Annotated in this window: 14 protein-coding genes; 2 read left to right on the top strand and 12 right to left on the bottom strand. The window is 39.9% G+C overall.

All coding sequences use genetic code 11. The annotated features are described in order from the left end of the window. Positions 1–55 precede the first annotated feature (55 nt). From trxA to ACFX4E_RS00835, 6 genes are all read right to left on the bottom strand, one after another. Positions 56–370, bottom strand: coding sequence for a thioredoxin (gene trxA, locus ACFX4E_RS00860; protein ID WP_013059404.1), 315 nt, complete (start codon positions 368–370; stop codon positions 56–58). A gap of 412 nt (positions 371–782) precedes the next feature. After that, positions 783–1,763, bottom strand: a complete 981-nt coding sequence (locus ACFX4E_RS00855) for an electron transfer flavoprotein subunit alpha/FixB family protein (protein ID WP_028410542.1) — start codon at positions 1,761–1,763, stop codon at positions 783–785. A gap of 33 nt (positions 1,764–1,796) precedes the next feature. Further along, on the bottom strand, positions 1,797–2,570 hold the full coding sequence (locus tag ACFX4E_RS00850) for an electron transfer flavoprotein subunit beta/FixA family protein (protein WP_098331521.1): 774 nt from the start codon (positions 2,568–2,570) through the stop codon (positions 1,797–1,799). A gap of 18 nt (positions 2,571–2,588) precedes the next feature. Further along, positions 2,589–3,362, bottom strand: a complete 774-nt coding sequence (locus ACFX4E_RS00845; protein ID WP_028410540.1) for an enoyl-CoA hydratase — start codon at positions 3,360–3,362, stop codon at positions 2,589–2,591. An 80-nt stretch (positions 3,363–3,442) separates the two neighbouring features. Next, complete coding sequence (locus tag ACFX4E_RS00840) at positions 3,443–4,027, bottom strand: fatty acid metabolism transcriptional regulator FadR (protein ID WP_013059408.1); 585 nt, start codon at positions 4,025–4,027, stop codon at positions 3,443–3,445. 112 nt (positions 4,028–4,139) lie between these two features. Next, positions 4,140–5,831 (bottom strand): AMP-binding protein, encoded by a 1,692-nt coding sequence (locus ACFX4E_RS00835; protein WP_028410539.1) that lies wholly within the window; start codon positions 5,829–5,831, stop codon positions 4,140–4,142. A 218-nt stretch (positions 5,832–6,049) separates the two neighbouring features. Between ACFX4E_RS00835 and ACFX4E_RS00830 the strand changes: the two genes are divergently transcribed. Next, positions 6,050–7,156, top strand: a complete 1,107-nt coding sequence (locus tag ACFX4E_RS00830) for a 5-methyltetrahydropteroyltriglutamate--homocysteine S-methyltransferase (RefSeq protein ID WP_377238323.1) — start codon at positions 6,050–6,052, stop codon at positions 7,154–7,156. Between the two features lie 151 nt (positions 7,157–7,307). Here ACFX4E_RS00830 and ACFX4E_RS00825 read toward each other — a convergent pair whose 3' ends face one another. The 5 genes from ACFX4E_RS00825 to zapA all read right to left on the bottom strand — a co-directional run bounded on the left by ACFX4E_RS00825 (position 7,308) and on the right by zapA (position 13,005). Then, complete coding sequence (locus tag ACFX4E_RS00825; protein ID WP_013059411.1) at positions 7,308–7,715, bottom strand: DUF350 domain-containing protein; 408 nt, start codon at positions 7,713–7,715, stop codon at positions 7,308–7,310. 181 nt (positions 7,716–7,896) lie between these two features. After that, positions 7,897–10,260 (bottom strand): endonuclease MutS2, encoded by a 2,364-nt coding sequence (locus tag ACFX4E_RS00820; RefSeq protein WP_060745468.1) that lies wholly within the window; start codon positions 10,258–10,260, stop codon positions 7,897–7,899. A gap of 19 nt (positions 10,261–10,279) precedes the next feature. Next, positions 10,280–11,992, bottom strand: a complete 1,713-nt coding sequence (gene polX, locus ACFX4E_RS00815; RefSeq protein ID WP_377238322.1) for a DNA polymerase/3'-5' exonuclease PolX — start codon at positions 11,990–11,992, stop codon at positions 10,280–10,282. 198 nt (positions 11,993–12,190) lie between these two features. Next, positions 12,191–12,748: a CvpA family protein gene (locus tag ACFX4E_RS00810; protein WP_014458067.1), complete on the bottom strand. Its 558-nt coding sequence runs from the start codon at positions 12,746–12,748 to the stop codon at positions 12,191–12,193. Beyond that, complete coding sequence (zapA, locus tag ACFX4E_RS00805; protein WP_013059415.1) at positions 12,745–13,005, bottom strand: cell division protein ZapA; 261 nt, start codon at positions 13,003–13,005, stop codon at positions 12,745–12,747. Before zapA ends, ACFX4E_RS00810 begins: the two co-directional genes overlap by 4 nt. A gap of 143 nt (positions 13,006–13,148) precedes the next feature. On the opposite strand from zapA, the gene rnhC reads away from it, so the two are divergent. After that, complete coding sequence (gene rnhC / locus ACFX4E_RS00800; protein ID WP_377238321.1) at positions 13,149–14,063, top strand: ribonuclease HIII; 915 nt, start codon at positions 13,149–13,151, stop codon at positions 14,061–14,063. Positions 14,064–14,096: 33 nt separating this feature from the next. Here rnhC and pheT read toward each other — a convergent pair whose 3' ends face one another. After that, a complete protein-coding gene (pheT, locus tag ACFX4E_RS00795) occupies positions 14,097–16,511 on the bottom strand; it encodes a phenylalanine--tRNA ligase subunit beta (protein ID WP_060745471.1) in 2,415 nt (804 codons plus the stop codon). Between the last annotated feature and the right edge of the window lie 11 nt (positions 16,512–16,522).

Genomic DNA, 16,522 nt, shown 5'->3' with positions numbered 1-16,522 from the left:
CCAAAAGAGAAAAAGTGGAGAAAAAGAAAAAACCTAGCCTGAGCTAGGTTTTGACTTACGCGTGTTTATTAATTAATTCTGTTAATGCTTCTTTTGGTTGGAAACCAACTACTTGATCAACTTTCTCTCCATCTTTAAATAATACTAAAGTTGGGATACTCATAACACCAAATTTTCCAGCTGTTTCTTGGTTTTCATCAACATCTACTTTCACGATTTTAACTTTATCGTTAAGTTCACCATCAATTTCTTCAAGAACTGGAGCAATCATTTTACAAGGGCCACACCATGGTGCCCAAAAGTCAACAAGCACTAGGCCTGATTTAATTTCATCTGTAAAGTTTTTATCTGTAGCATGTGCAATAGCCATTTTAATTCCTCCTAAATATATGCAATATCCAAATTCTACTCACAGTATATCACCTTCAAATAAGGTTTGCTAACTTTTTGCTTACATTTATACTGTTTATTCTTCGCTCTAGTTTGTACAATTTACATAAAAACATACGTAGAAAATTTCGTTTTCCGTGAGGTTGAGACATAACGAAATGAATTCCATCTAAAGGTGAACAAATAGTATACAAAGACTGAACCGCTTGTGCCACCGCAGTTGATTTCTGTGCAAGACTTCGCTTTCTGCAGGAGTCTTGCACAGAAATCAACTGCTGCTAGAAAGACCCACACACATAAAGTTTACCCCAACAAAAAAACGAACCACTAATCAAATATCTTGATCAATAGTTCGTTCTTCACTTCGTCTAAAATACTTTTGTCCCAGCCTCTTACGCAGACTGTACTTTCAGCTTTTTAAATTCTTCCGTTAGCAGAGGCACCACTTCAAATAAATCTCCAACGATTCCGTAATCAGCTACTTTAAAAATATTAGCCTCAGGATCTTTGTTAATAGCAACAATAATTTTTGAATTTGACATGCCGGCCAAATGCTGAATGGCTCCTGAGATTCCGCAGGCAATGTATAAATCTGGTGTGACTACTTTGCCCGTCTGACCGATCTGAAGAGAATAGTCGCAGTAATCTGCATCGCATGCTCCGCGAGACGCCCCAACAGCTCCATTTAACACGTCCGCTAGTTCTTGGAGAGGTCCAAAACCTTCCGTGCTTTTTACACCTCGACCACCTGCAATCACGACTTTTGCTTCGGATAAATCAACCCCTTGCGTTGCTTTACGTACAACTTCTTTTACAACTGTACGCAGGTTTTTGATTTCAACATTTAAATCCTCTACATCACCTGTACGTCCGTCGTCTTTTGCAAGCGGTGAAATATTATTTGGACGAATTGTGACAAACGTAAAAGCATCGGTCATGATTTTCTTTTCAAATGCTTTACCAGAATAAATTGGTCGGGTGAAGACTACTTGATCCCCTCCAACTTCTACATCCGTCACATCGGAAATAAGTCCTTTGTCTAAGCGAGCTGCCAGTTTTGGCGCTAGGTCTTTGCCAAGAGCCGTATGGCCAAATACGATAGCTTCAGGCTGTTCACTTTCAATGATGGCTAATAACGCCTGAGCGTAGCCATCCGATGTATAAGCAGCTAAATCTTCATGCTCCGTCACAACAACTTTATTCGCTCCGTACGCAATAAGCTCTTCACTTAAAGCTTTTACGTTCTTTCCTACTAACGCTGCAACAATTTCTCCACCGTCAGCTACAGTAGATGCTGCGGAAATCGCTTCAAACGATACGTTTCGTAATCCCCCATCACGTGCTTCTCCTAGAACTAACACTTTGCGTCCCATTGCAATACCCCCATTGTTTTGACTTTTGACTTATTAAATGACTTTTGCTTCCTTATGCAGTAAATTGACCAGTTCTGTCACTTGATCTTTTATATCTCCTTGTAATACGCGTCCTGCGTCTTTTTTCGGAGGCAAATAAATTTCAATAGTCTTTGTTTTTGCTTCTACATCATCTTCATCTAAATCTAAATCATCCAATTCCACTTCAACCAACGGTTTCTTCTTCGCTTTCATAATCCCTGGAAGAGATGGATAGCGAGGTTCGTTAAGTCCCTGCTGAGCTGTTACTAAAAGAGGAAGCGACGTTTCGATAACCTCAGAATCACCTTCCACATCGCGTACAACAGTCACTTTTTCACCTTCGATATCCAATTTTGTAATCGTCGTAATATAAGGGATTTCTAACTGTTCTGCTACGCGCGGTCCCACTTGGCCCGAACCTCCGTCAATCGCTACGTTTCCTGCCAAAATCAAGTCAGGAGATTGTTCTTTTAAGTAATGTGCCAGCAGCCTAGAAGTCGTGTACTGATCGCCATCTTCTATGTCATCTTCCGTATTGATTAAAACCGCTTTATCTGCTCCCATAGCCAAAGCTGTTCGGAGTTCTTTTTCTGATTCTTCCCCTCCTACACTCACGACCGTAATCTCCCCGCCATGCTTTTCCTTTAGCTGAATAGCTTCTTCAACTGCATACTCATCGTAAGGATTAATAATAAATTCAGCCCCATCTTCAACAATTTGACCATTTTTTAATGAAAGTTTCTCCTCTGTATCGAATGTTCTTTTCACTAACACGTAAATATTCATTCAATTCCCCTCCTAAGCTTATTTTCCTAAAAATTTAGGCTGGCGCTTTTCAATAAAAGCGGCTACGCCTTCTTGAGCATCCTGGCTTTTGAATACGCTTCCAAAAAACTGCGCTTCTTTTTTAATGCCGCTGTAGTAAGCATCTGTTTTTACATGCTGAAGCAGCTGCAAGGTAGCTTTAACAGAAATCGGGCTTTTTTTGGCAATTTTTCTAGCAAGTAAAAATGTTTCATTGATAAGCTGACTTTCTTCAAAAGCTGCATTTGCCAATCCTAACTCCACTGCCTCGCTTCCGGATATTGGATCACTGGTCAGCATCATCTCACAAGCCTTATGAACTCCTACATAACGAGGCAATCGCTGAGTTCCTCCAAACCCTGGTATAATTCCTAACTGCAGCTCAGGCAAGCCCAGCTTAGCGTTTTCCGTTACCAAACGGATATGGCAGCTCATAGCAAGCTCCAACCCTCCGCCTAAAGCAGCTCCATGAATAGCTGCAATCACTGGTTTTGGGTAATTTTCAATATACTCAAAGAGCTCTTGACCGTTAACAGCAAGCTTCTCGTATTCTTTTTCCTGCTGAAGCGATGTGAATTCTTTTATATCAGCTCCGGCACAAAAGAATTTCCCTTCACCTTTAATAACGATAACCCTTGTCTCTTTACTATCTTCCAAATGTTTCAAAACACTTGAAAGATCTTTTAATAAATCTTGAGACAAAGCGTTAGCAGGTTGTCTATTTAACGTAATGAAGCTTATTGCATCAACAGTTTCAACCTGGATAATCTCCATTTGTTTACGCCACCCTTTCTTTCTATTTTCATTACCTTGCGCTTTTTCCCCTCGCAGGGGAGCAGCAGGCTCACTTACGATTATGAGCCGCTGCAGCCGTTTAACAGCAGGGAATGGACTTTATCTACCGATTCTATTAGACCATATCGATGATCGTTCATTACCCATGTTGTGACAGTTTCATCAATCGTTCCAAAAATCATCTGTCGCGCAAGACGAATATCTATATTTTCAGAAAACTCACCCGTTTCGATTCCTGTCTGCAAAATAGAATCAATGAGAGTCAGATAATCTTTTAATACATCGTTAATTTTCAATCTTAAATCTTTGTTCGATTGACGCAGTTCGAGCTGTGTCACTGTAGCTAAATGATGATCCTCTGCTAGAAACGAAAAATGTTTGTCAATTAACACATGAAGTTTTTCTGCCGCGGTTTCAATTCCCGCCAGTTCTTCATAAATTTTTTCTACAAATTGTCCCATCTTCTCTTGAAACAAGGAAATTAAGACATCTTCTTTGTTTTTAAAATATAAATATATCGTACCGTCTGCAACTCCAGCCTGCTTAGCAATTTTAGACACCTGAGCATTGTGGTATCCGTTTTCTGCTATTACTACTACAGCTGCATCGATAATCTGTTTATACTTTGGCTTATTTCTTCTCAATCTTATACGCTCCTTTAAAATATGAATGATTATTCATTCATATCTTTATAATAAAGAAACCGCAAGTATCTGTCAATTATGTTTCAGTAAAAAAATCAAAGGCGACGATCGATTACGTCGCCTTTTTATGCTTTTCATTTTCTTCATCAATCAGCGCTCGTCGCAGAATCTTACCGACCGCTGTTTTGGGAAGCTCATTTCGAAATTCATAAAGGCGCGGAACTTTATAAGCAGCTAAATACTTTCTGGAAAACTCATTTAGCTCTTCTTCAGTACATCTTACACCATTTTTTAATACAATGTAAGCCTTCACCGTTTCTCCTCTATATGGGTCAGGAACACCTACTACTACAGCTTCTTGAATTTTTTCATGCTCATATAATACTTCTTCAACTTCTCGAGGATAGATATTATATCCCCCGGCAATAATAATATCTTTCTTTCGGTCTACTACATAAAAATAACCTTTATCATCCATATAGCCAACATCACCTGTTAGCAACCATCCGTCTCGCATAACAGCCTCCGTTTCTTCAGGCTGCTTCCAATATCCTTTCATGACCTGAGGACCTTTAACCGCAATTTCTCCTACTTCGCTTACAGCAGCTTCTTTACCTGTTTCAAACGAGAGAATTTTGGCATCCGTGTCTGGCCAAGGTACTCCAATGCTTCCTGGTATTCTCTCTTCCCAAAGAAAATTAGCATGAGTAACAGGAGAGGTTTCTGTTAATCCATATCCTTCTACCAGTTTACCTCCGGTGATCTTTTCAAACTGCTCCTGCACTTCTACAGGAAGGGGAGCCGAACCGCTCATACATGAATCAATGGAAGATAGGTTGTATTTTGCTAAATCAGGATGATTTAATAATGCGATGTAAATTGTCGGAGCACCTGGAAATAAAGTAGGCTGCTGCTTATGAATGGTTTTGAGCGTCGTTTTTGCATCAAATTTAGGCAGAAGAACCATCTCATAATTTTGCAAAACCGATAGAACAAGAACTGTTGTTAAACCATACACATGAAAAAATGGGATAATTCCAAGCACTTTTTCTTCTCCATGCTTGCAGCGGTATAACCAATGTGAACACATCGTTGCATTGGCTACCAAGTTTTTATGAGTAAGCATGACTCCTTTTGGAAAACCCGTTGTTCCCCCGGTATATTGTAAAATCGCGATATCTTCGTCTGAAATTCCCTCAGCGTTACATACTGCTGGAGAGGATTCATTTATAATACGTTTAAATAAATGAGTAGTCTCCGTATGACTCACATCCACGCTTATCTTCTGCTGCTTGCGCTGAATAAATGGATACATTATGTTTTTGGGAAATGGGAGATAATCTTGAATAGAGGTGATGACTACGTGCTTCACTTTTGTTAACGCTTTCATTTTTACTACACGCGGATATAGCAAATCGAGTGCAATAATCATGGCCGCTTCTGAATCATTAAGCTGATACTCTAACTCTCTTTCCGTATACAAAGGATTTGTTTGAACGACTACTCCTCCGGCAAGAAGAACAGCATAAAAGGAAATGACTGCTTGAGGGCAATTTGGAAGCATAATGGCTACTCTATCCCCTCTTTTTAATCCCAGTTCAATAAGGTAAGATGACAGCTTTAGAGAATCTTGATGCAGCTGGGAAAACGTCATTTTTTTCCCTAGAAAATAGATTGCGCTTTTTTTAGGATCCTTTTGAACTGCCTCTTCAAAAAGCTGTGCTAAATTTTTTTGTTCATAATGAAGCCTAGCAGGTATTTCATCCGGATATTGAGAAAGCCATATCTTTTCGGTGGATTCCACACGTATCCTCTCCCTCAAAAAAATAAAAAATTAGAATTTTCTAATTAAAATTATAGTTCATTCTTTTTTTAGATGCAATCGTTATTGAATGTTCTCTTTCCTCCCTATTCACTCTTTCATCCTGCAGCGTAATAAATAAAAATTGGATTTACCCCTGTACATTATCCGAATTTTTTGTATATAATAAAAATTAGATTTTTTTTAAGGAGCTGTATGAATTGACAACAACATTGACTAAAGGACCGTTTAAAGCAGATCACGTTGGAAGCTTTTTGCGTCCTGAGCGTATCAAGCAAGCACGATTACAAGTGGAAAACGGGGAAATGACAAAGAAACAGCTTCGAGCAATTGAAGATGAAGAAATTCGTAAGCTCGTCGAAAAGCAAAAGCAAATTGGATTAAAAGCCGTCACAGACGGTGAGTTTCGCCGTGCGTGGTGGCACTTTGATTTTCTGTCAGAGCTTGTTGGCGTAGAACTTTACGAAGCAGACTCAGGAATTCAGTTTCACGGGGTCCAAACAAAAGCTCACGGTATAAAAGTGACTGGAAAACTAGATTTTAATCACCACCCTATGATTGAAGATTATAAATTTCTTCATCAAGCTGCTGGAAAAGAACACGTAGCTAAGTTCACCATTCCAAGTCCCAATATGCTGTTTTTCAGAGGTCATATTGAAGAGTCTGCTTATTCGGATACGGATGTATTTTTTGCTGATTTAGTTAAAACATATCAAAAAGCCATTCAAGCATTTTATGATGCCGGATGCCGCTATTTACAGTTAGATGATACTGCGTGGGCAGTCTTTTTCTCAGAAAAAGGACAAGAACAAATCGCTTCAAAAGGTTTCACGCCCCAAGAATTACTGAAACGTTTTACGGATGCGATCAATGAATCCATTGCGCATAAGCCAGATGATATGGTCATTACAATGCATATTTGCAGAGGGAATTTCCAGTCTACTTATACAGCAAGCGGCGGATATGAAAATGCGTCAAAAGCTATTTTCAGTCAGTTAAACGTAGATGGACTATTTTTAGAATTTGATGATGAACGCTCAGGAGGATTCGAACCTCTTCGACATGTAAAGCGAGATGATCTTCAGATTGTCCTTGGTCTTATCACATCAAAATTTGGAAATTTAGAAGATCCTGAAGCAGTGAAAAAACGAATTGCTGAAGCGGCAGAATTTGTTTCTCTTGATCAAATTTGTTTAAGTCCCCAGTGCGGATTTGCTTCTACAGAAGAAGGAAATTTACTTACTGAAGAGCAGCAGTGGGATAAAGTAAAGCACGTGATTTCAATTGCTGAAGACGTATGGAAGTAATCATTAAAAAAGCTGACCTGCTTTAAGGTCAGCTTTTTTGCTGTCATCATAATGTTAGGAAAAGCTATATAGATAAATAGATAAGACCAATAAGCATAAACACTCCGCATAAAACGAGTAAAATTTTCGCTAACTTCTCCATCACTCTCTCCTATCCTATCCCTGCTCCTATTACATAGGACATACCGATTGAAATAACAAGTGAAATAAACCCAACGGCTCTGTTATCTTGTTCAATTTCATCATCGATTCGAAATTTTGGCGTCAAAAATTCGAAAATAAAATAGCTGACTAGTAAAAGAACGAATCCATATATTCCCCATCCGAGCATTCTTAACAAATTGTCGTTATGCTCAATCGAATAGCGAAAAATATTAGCTAATCCAAATATTTTCCCACCTGTTGCCATCGCAACAGCCATATTTCCTTTTTGAATCTCTTCCCAATTCTTATACTTAGTAACGAGCTCAAACACAACAAGAAAGACGACAATGCTCAAGACAACCACGCTGTAATAAGCGGCGGATTCAATATACGGGTCTTTCCAAAAATCCCTCATTTTTGCATCACTCCTAATTTATATTACGCTCTACGTAATGAACTGACAGGTCTCTTTCCTTTACTTGTATCGTTCTTAAAAGAGATAAAAAACCCAGCATAGTCCATGAGCCATGTCGGATTTTCTATCTTCATATATGCTTGTTCAGCGCATCGACTGACACCTTTATTTCAGCGTTCTTTTATTTAAATTCCACAACCGTAACGCCAGAACCTCCTTCAGAAGCCTCTCCGAAACGAATATTTTTAACAGAACGATGATTTTTCAAATATTCCTGTACGCCTTTACGAAGAGCTCCAGTTCCTTTACCGTGGATAATCGAAACGCGCGGATAGTTGGCTAACAAAGCATCATCAATATATTTTTCAACTCGAATCAGCGCATTTTCATAGCGCTCTCCTCTTAAATCCAATTCTAGATTTACATGATAATCTTTTCCCTTTACCGTAGCAAGCGGCTTGGTTTCTACAGGTTTTGGAGAACTGATATATTCGAGATCTTTTTCTTTCACCTTCATTTTCATGATCCCCATTTGTACTTGCCATTCATTATTGCTTACTCGTTCTACAAGCGTTCCTTTTTGTCCCCAGCTTAAGACTTTCACTTCATCTCCAGCTTGAAGAGTGCGCTCTTGTTTTTTCGGCGCAGCCGGTTTCTTTTTACTTTTTTCAAGAGTTGGAACTGCATCTTCTAGACGTTTACGCGCTTCAATCAATTCATGCTCTTTTACAAGCGCATGATTTTTTTGACTCATTTTACGCAAATCGCTAATGATTTTCTCTGCTTCTTCAGATGCTGCTTTAACTGTGGCTTGAGCTTTTTCTTCAGCTTTTTCGTACAGCTTATCTCGTTTTTCATTAAACTCAATAATCTGACTCTGTAATTCTTTATGAAGCTTCTGAGCCTCTTTTCTTAGCTCTTCAGCTTCTTCTAGCTCGTGTTCAGATTGACGGCGGCTATCTTCAAGAGAGGCAATCATATTTTCTACTTTATTTGTTTCTGAGCCAATATAGCCTTTGGCACGTTCAATTACTTCAGCACTTAAACCTAAACGTTTTGAAATCTCAAAAGCATTGCTTCGACCCGGTACACCAATCAGCAGCTTGTAAGTAGGGCTCAATGTTTCAATATCAAACTCTACGCTAGCATTGACCACTCCTTCACGGTTATAGCCGTACGCCTTTAATTCAGGATAGTGAGTAGTCGCAACTACGCGAGCTCCTTTTTCATATACTTGATCTAAAATCGAAATCGCAAGCGCTGCACCTTCTTGAGGATCCGTTCCTGCTCCCAATTCATCGAACAAGACCAGACTTTCGTGATCTACTTTTTGTAAAATATCTACAATGTTGACCATATGAGATGAAAAGGTACTCAAACTTTGTTCAATCGACTGCTCATCTCCAATATCAGCAAATACATGCTTAAACACAGCCATTTCCGATCCATCCAGCGCAGGAATCTGCAAACCCGCTTGAGCCATTAACGTAAATAATCCAAGTGTTTTTAACGTTACGGTTTTACCGCCGGTATTTGGTCCTGTAATAACGATAGACGTATATTGATCACCTAGCTCAATATCATTCGCAACGACGTCTTCCTGTGCAATAAGAGGATGTTTTGCCTTCACTAACTTAATATAGCCTCGGTCGTTCATTTTAGGTTTTGAAGCTTTTAGCTCATGGCTATAGCGTCCTTTAGCAAACATGAAGTCCAGCTCACCTAACAGATACACGTTTTGACGGAGTTCATTTGCCACTTCCGCTACCTGAACGGTTAAAGCAATGAGAATACGCTCAATTTCTTGTTTTTCTTTTACCTTTGCTTCTTGAAGCTCATTGTTTAACGTCACAATCGCCTGAGGCTCAATAAATAAAGTTGCTCCGGATGAAGACTGATCGTGCACAATGCCTCCATACGCACTGCGATATTCTTGCTTAACAGGAATAACGAAACGTTCGTTTCGAATGGTAACAATTGCATCTGACAACATTTTTTGAGCAGACGAGGAGCGAATAAGGCTCTCTAGCTTTTCGCGAATACGAGACTCCGTTGAGCGAAGTTTTTGACGAATGCCTCTTAGCTGGTCGCTTGCACCGTCCAGCACTGTGCCATTCTCATCAATACTCATTTTAATTGTTTGTTCTACCTCAGGAAGAGGCATTAGTTTTTCGATATGTTCAGTTATAATTGGAAGCTGTAAATCTTCGTCTTCCACTACTTGCTCGATAAATTGCTTGACTTGTCTTGCAGCATAAATAGTGCTTGCTACATCAAGAAGTTCATTAGAGCTTAGCGTTCCCCCAATTTCAGCACGCTTCACGCTAGGTCGAACGTCAAAAATGCCCCCTAGCGGTACGTTGCCACGCAATCGCAGCACGGTTGTCGCTTCATCTGTTGCTTCCTGCCATTTGACTACTTCTTCATACTGAGTCGAGGGAATCAAATTCGCTACTTTTTCTCGGCCTAAAGAAGAAGCTACTTTTTTCTGAAGCTGTTCCTTAACTTTATTAAACTCTAGTACATGAAAAATACGTGATTGCAAAACTGATTCCTCCTGTTGCTTATTTATGTCGATTTAAAAAGGCGGTTAATTCTTTGAGACTATACGTATTTAATACCGTTTCTGGTTTAAGCCAGCCTTTAATTCCCGTAGATATTCCAATTTCCATATGCTCTAGCATGTCTAGATTGTGAGCATCTGTATTAATAGCAATTTTAACTCCTGCCTCTTGGGCTTTTTTTATGTGTTCAGCGGCTAAATCTAAACGGTTTGGATTCGCGTTTAGTTCAAGAGCCGTTTTTGTTTCTTTAGCTAATTCAATTAGCATATCAATATCTACATCATATCCGTTGCGGCGACCAATCAAACGACCCGTCGGATGAGCGATTAAATCTACATGAACATTGTTTAACGCTTGCTTTAAGCGATTCATAATTTCTTCGCGTGATTGCGAAAAACTAGAGTGAATGGACGCAATAACAAAATCTAGCTCAGCTAGCATTTCATCATCATAATCAAGTGTTGCATCAGGCAAAATATCCATTTCAATTCCTGCTAGTATTGTAAAATCATCGAACTGTGCGTTTAAACGATTAATTTCTTCACGCTGTTTACGAATGCGTTCAGGCGTTAGACCGTTAGCTACTTTTAAATACTGAGAATGGTCTGTAATCGCCATGTACTCATAGCCTCGCGCGCGACATGCTTCCGCCATTTCTTCAATCGAATACGCCCCGTCGCTCCACGTGGAGTGCATATGCAAATCACCTTTTACGGCACCGTAGGTCACAAGCGTTTGAGGCTTTATAAATGCATCTACTTCCGTTCCATCTTCACGAAGTTCAGGCGGAATAAAAGACAGGCCAAAATGTTCATAGAATGCTTGTTCAGACTCAAAAGTCATGACGTCGCCTGTCTCCGCATTTTCAACGCCATACTCGCTAATTTTTTCACCGCGTTCTTTTGCTAATTGACGCATACGCACATTATGGTCTTTTGATCCTGTAAAATGGTGAAGCGTTGTGGCAAACGCTTTATCTTCTACAAGACGAAAATCCACAGACACATCGTACTCATAGGCTAACGTTACGGATACTTTTGTATCTCCATTTGCAATGATATCCTTCACATTTGGCAGCGATACTAGCTGTTCACGGACAGCATGAGGCTCAGCTGTTGAAATAATAAAATCAAGATCTTTTACGGTTTCCCTCATGCGGCGAATGCTCCCTGCTTGAGAAAAACGATCAATGCTATGCATCTGTTTAAGGGCTTCTAAAATTTCTTCCGCTATTGGAAGCATAAAAGCAAGAGGCAAACGATCAGGACGCTTCCCAAATTCTTCAATAGCAGCGATAATTTTTTCTTCCGTCTTTTTACCAAAACCGCTTAGTCCCTGCACTCGATTTTCCATACAGGCCTGATGCAGTGATTCCATATCTCGAATATCTAACTCTTTATATAATTTAGCGATTTTTTTACCTCCAAGCCCCGGCAGCTTAAGCAAAGGAATAAGTCCTTCAGGAACTTCTTGCTTTAGTTCTTCTAATACGCTTGACTCATTTGTTTCCATATACTCTGTAATGACTGCAGCCGTTCCTTTTCCAATCCCTTGGAGCTTGGTAAAATCCTCAATCTCTGTCAGCGTTCTTTCGTCCGTTTCTAGCGCTGCAGCTGCTTTTCGAAAAGCGGAAATTTTAAAAGGGTTATCTCCCTTTAATTCCATATATGTAGCAATTGTTTCTAACAATTTAATAATATCCTTTTTATTCATCTCTTTTCACCAGCCTATTATCATAATAACGAAACTTTCAAAAACATGATGAGTGACATATGTACTCTCCCAAATTTTCATCTAGACATATTTTTATCCTCATGAAAACCGCAGGTCAGACTGCGATAAAAAAAGAGGGTATCTCAAAAGTATTATGACACTTTCGACACACCCTCTCAACAAGCTATTGTAATTTCATTACATTACACCATACTGAGTCCACAAATCTTGAATCGCAGACGATAAGTATGGAGTATTTTGTACGATATTGATTGCAATTGAAGACTGTTGAATTGGCGTTTGAATTTCACTTACAGGAATCACGGCTCCAATATATAACAAAATAAAAACGATGATATACACTTCAACGAATCCAAGTGCACCTCCGCCCCATTTATTTAACTGGCGCAGAATTGGCAGTTCGGTTAAAGCCGTTAAAACAGAGCCTGCAAGGCGAAGTACAATGTGAGTAGCAAAAAATAAAATCGCAAATGCAATCATTCGATAAAAAGCGTCTTCTATCGTTCCAGAATCAAATACAAACGATGCGACACTTTGCTGCTGAATATTGTCCGGAAACGGAATCAACAAGCGAAGTCGGCTTGCCAGATCTCCACTAAACATATAAGCGACGATAAACGAAACCGCAAAACTGACAATATGAATGAGCTGCAAAATAAATCCTCTTTTAAGACCGGTTACAAAGCCTAAAAGAAGCAATATAATTAAAATGATATTAAGCATTGACTCAGTCATTCCTCTTTTCCATAAAGTTTTTGTTCAAGTCTCTCATAGTCTTCTTTCAGTTTTATATATTCGTGTACAGCATTCACAGCTGTTAATACTGCTAATTTATTGATATCTAAAGAAGGGTTTTTAGTACTGATTTCACGCATTTTTTCATCCACTATAGAGGCGACAAGTCGAATATGGCTTGTACTTTCGCTACCGACGATGCTGTACTGCTGACCAAAGATGTCAACTGTCGCACGTGTTTTATCTTGTCTTGACACGAGAAAATCCTCCGTTCCACGAAAAATCCTAATCCCTATCATACCACGAAGAAGACTTCAATGGAAACATATCTATATTTAAGCTATCATAAGGGATAGTGCTTATAAAGTAAACTAAAATACCCCGAAAGGAGTGAAGCATTATGTCACATGCTGTTATTAAGGTATCAGCTGATCAAATAGCTAAAATGAAGATTCATTACACATCCTATCTACAGCCCAAACTTCCGCAGGGAAGTATTTTTGCAGCTAAAACTCCCGGCTGTTCCATCACTGCGTACCGCTCTGGAAAAGTACTTTTTCAAGGAAAAGAAGCTGAAACAGAAGCGGCTAAGTGGGGAGGTCCTTTAGATGCTGCGAAAAAGGCTCCTGTCTCACACCTCCCATCAAACTTCAGCTCACTATCTGTCATCGGTTCTGACGAGGTAGGGACGGGAGATTATTTTGGTCCTATGACCGTAGTTGCTGCCTATGTTCAAAAAGAGCAGCTTCCTTTATTAAAAGAATTAGGAGTACGAGATTCAAAAGAGTTAACGGATGCTAAAATTATTGAAATTGCCAAGCAGCTTGTTTCGTTTATTCCCTATAGTTTGCTTGTTTTACATAACGAAAAGTATAATGCATTTCAAGAAAAAGGCATGTCACAAGGTAAAATGAAAGCTCTGTTGCACAACAAAGCTTTATCCAACCTGTTAAAAAAATTGGATCCTGAAAAACCCGATGCCATTTTAATTGACCAGTTTGTCGAAAAAAACACCTATTATAAACACGTGGTAAAGGAAAAAGAAATTATCAAAGAAAATGTCTTTTTCAGCACAAAAGGAGAAAGCGTTCATTTATCTGTAGCTGCTGCTTCCATTATTGCCAGATACGCATTTTTAAAACAAATGGATTTGCTGACGGAAAAGACCGGGATGGTTATTCCTCGCGGAGCTGGCGCACAAGTTGATATCGCCGCTGCTAAAATCATTAAGAAACATGGCGTGAATGCGCTGAACTCCTTAGCTAAAATTCATTTTGCTAATACGGAAAAAGCTTTAAAATTAGCTAAAAAATAAGAGATGTGGAAATCCACATCTCTTTTCTTATTCTTATGAACGAAGCGTTGCACCAAATTCTTTTTCTACAGCCTCTAACACTGCACCATGTGCTTTTGCTACTTCTTCATCAGTTAATGTACGTTCAGGATCTAAGTATCGTAAAGAGAAAGCTACAGATTTCTTGCCTTCTTCCATACGCTCGCCTTCATATAGATCAAATACCGTCACGTCTTTTAAAAGTTCTCCGCCCGTCGTATAGATGACGCGCTGAACTTCTCCTGCAAGAACGTTTTTATCTACCACAAGTGCAATATCACGTGTAATAGATGGGAATCTTGGAATAGCTGAATAACGAACTTCTTCGACATCTGCAGCTAATAGCTCTTGAAGGTGTAATTCAAATACGTATGTTTCACGAAGACCATACTGTTTCTGAGCAACAGGATGAACTTGACCTACGTATCCAATTTCTTTTTCATCTAACCATACAGCCGCTGTACGTCCAGGGTGCATACCGTCTTTTTTAACAGGAGCATATGAGATTCGTTTCTCTAAACCAAGCTGTGCAAATAACCCTTCTAGTACACCTTTAATCACATAGAAATCAACGACTTTCTTTTCACCTTGCCAGCCGTGAGCATGCCATAGACCCGTGATTGCACCAGCTACGCGCTCCTGCTCATCCGGTAATTCTCCTTCACCTTTAGATAAGAACACTGAGCCTGTTTCGTATAGTGCAATAGAATCCGACTGGCGAGCATTATTATGCTTCACTGCTTCTAGCAAATGAGGCACTAAGCTTTGACGAAGGATGCTGCGATCTTCACTCATCGGCATTGCTAGACCAATCGTACTTGTTGCATTTAGTGCAAACTGAGTAGCTTTTTCAGCGCTCGTTAGCGAATATGTTGTTGTTTGTGCTAGTCCCGCACCTTCTAAGAAACGGCGAACTTTACGGCGTCCAAGCTGATACTCTGTTAGTTTTCCTGGAGTTGCCACTGTTACAGGAAGCGTTGTAGGAAGGTTGTCATAGCCATACATACGCGCTACTTCCTCGACGATATCTTCTTCAATTGTAATATCGCCTCTACGAGTTGGCACTGTTACAACAATGGTTTCGTCTTCCACTTTGTTTTCAAATTGAAGACGGTTCATAATGTCTTGTACTTCTTCCATTGATAGCTCTGTACCAAGCACATCGTTAATACGGCCAAGTGACACAGCTACAACAGCAGGTTCCACAGTTAGTGTATCTACTTCTACAGTACCGCTTACCACTTCACCTGAAGCGTATTCAGCCATTAATTCTGCTGCGCGGTCAGCAGCTACACGCGTACGGTTAGGATCAATTCCTTTTTCAAAACGAGCGCTTGCCTCACTGCGAAGACCGTGGTCTTTTGAAGCTTGGCGAACCGTTAAGCCTTTGAAGTAAGCTGATTCAATGAGAACATTTACCGTATCGTCTTTTACTTCGGAGTTCGCTCCGCCCATTACACCTGCAAGAGCTACCGGCTCACTGCCGTTTGTAATGACAAGCTGATTGCCTTTTAATACGCGCTCTTGATCATCAAGTGTTACAAACTTTTCGCCTTCTGACGCGTGACGTACAACAATTTCTTTTGAACCAAGACGATCATAGTCAAAAGCATGCAGCGGCTGGCCGTATTCAAGCAAAATATAGTTGGTAATATCAACAACGTTGTTATGAGGTCGAATACCAGCTGCCATTAAACGCGTTTGCATCCATAATGGTGACGGAGCAATTTTTACGTTTTTCACAACGCGCGCTACGTAAAGCGGATTGTCTTCTTTTGCCTCTACTTTAACGGAAAGATAATCAGCTGCTTGCTCATCAGACGTTTGCACGTTTACTGACGGATACTTCACTTCACGACGTAAAATAGCAGCCACTTCATGTGCTACGCCTAACATACTTAAGCAGTCTGAACGGTTTGGTGTTAGCCCTAGTTCTAATACTTCATCGTTTAAGTTTAATGCATCTAGTGCATCCGCTCCTACTTCAGCATCGCTTGGGAACACGAAGATGCCTTCTTGATAATCTTTTGCCACAAGCTTGCTTTCAATGCCAAGCTCTTGAAGAGAACAAATCATACCGTTCGATTCTTCACCGCGAAGCTTAGCACGCTTGATTTTAAAGTTACCTGGAAGTACAGCTCCCACTTTTGCAACCGCTACTTTTTGACCTTGTGCCACGTTTGGTGCTCCGCACACGATTTGAACGATTTCTCCTCCGCCAAGATCTACTTGACAGCGGCTTAATTTATCAGCATTTGGATGCTGTTCACGTTCTACAACGTGACCAATTACCACTCCGCTGATGCCTTTATTTAAGTTTTCTACACCTTCAACTTCAATTCCACTTTTTGTGATTTTATCTGCTAACTCTTCTGCCGTTACGCCTGATAAGTCAACATACTCTTGTAACCAACGATAAGATACAAACATCGTAGCCCCTC

This window comes from Priestia sp. YIM B13491 (assembly GCF_042787605.1).
Lineage (GTDB): Bacteria > Bacillota > Bacilli > Bacillales > Bacillaceae_H > Priestia > Priestia megaterium_E.
This window is presented reverse-complemented; position numbering and strand designations above follow the sequence as displayed.

What these genes read in the sequence shown, in the direction of transcription:
- ACFX4E_RS00810 (WP_014458067.1), bottom strand. Translation starts at nt 12,748, where the DNA reads ATGACTGAGTCAATGCTTAATATCATTTTAATTATATTGCTTCTTTTA.
- trxA (WP_013059404.1), bottom strand. Translation starts at nt 370, where the DNA reads ATGGCTATTGCACATGCTACAGATAAAAACTTTACAGATGAAATTAAA.
- rnhC (WP_377238321.1), top strand. Translation starts at nt 13,149, where the DNA reads ATGTCACATGCTGTTATTAAGGTATCAGCTGATCAAATAGCTAAAATG.
- ACFX4E_RS00850 (WP_098331521.1), bottom strand. Translation starts at nt 2,570, where the DNA reads ATGAATATTTACGTGTTAGTGAAAAGAACATTCGATACAGAGGAGAAA.
- polX (WP_377238322.1), bottom strand. Translation starts at nt 11,992, where the DNA reads ATGAATAAAAAGGATATTATTAAATTGTTAGAAACAATTGCTACATAT.
- ACFX4E_RS00825 (WP_013059411.1), bottom strand. Translation starts at nt 7,715, where the DNA reads ATGAGGGATTTTTGGAAAGACCCGTATATTGAATCCGCCGCTTATTAC.
- ACFX4E_RS00855 (WP_028410542.1), bottom strand. Translation starts at nt 1,763, where the DNA reads ATGGGACGCAAAGTGTTAGTTCTAGGAGAAGCACGTGATGGGGGATTA.
- ACFX4E_RS00845 (WP_028410540.1), bottom strand. Translation starts at nt 3,362, where the DNA reads ATGGAGATTATCCAGGTTGAAACTGTTGATGCAATAAGCTTCATTACG.
- pheT (WP_060745471.1), bottom strand. Translation starts at nt 16,511, where the DNA reads ATGTTTGTATCTTATCGTTGGTTACAAGAGTATGTTGACTTATCAGGC.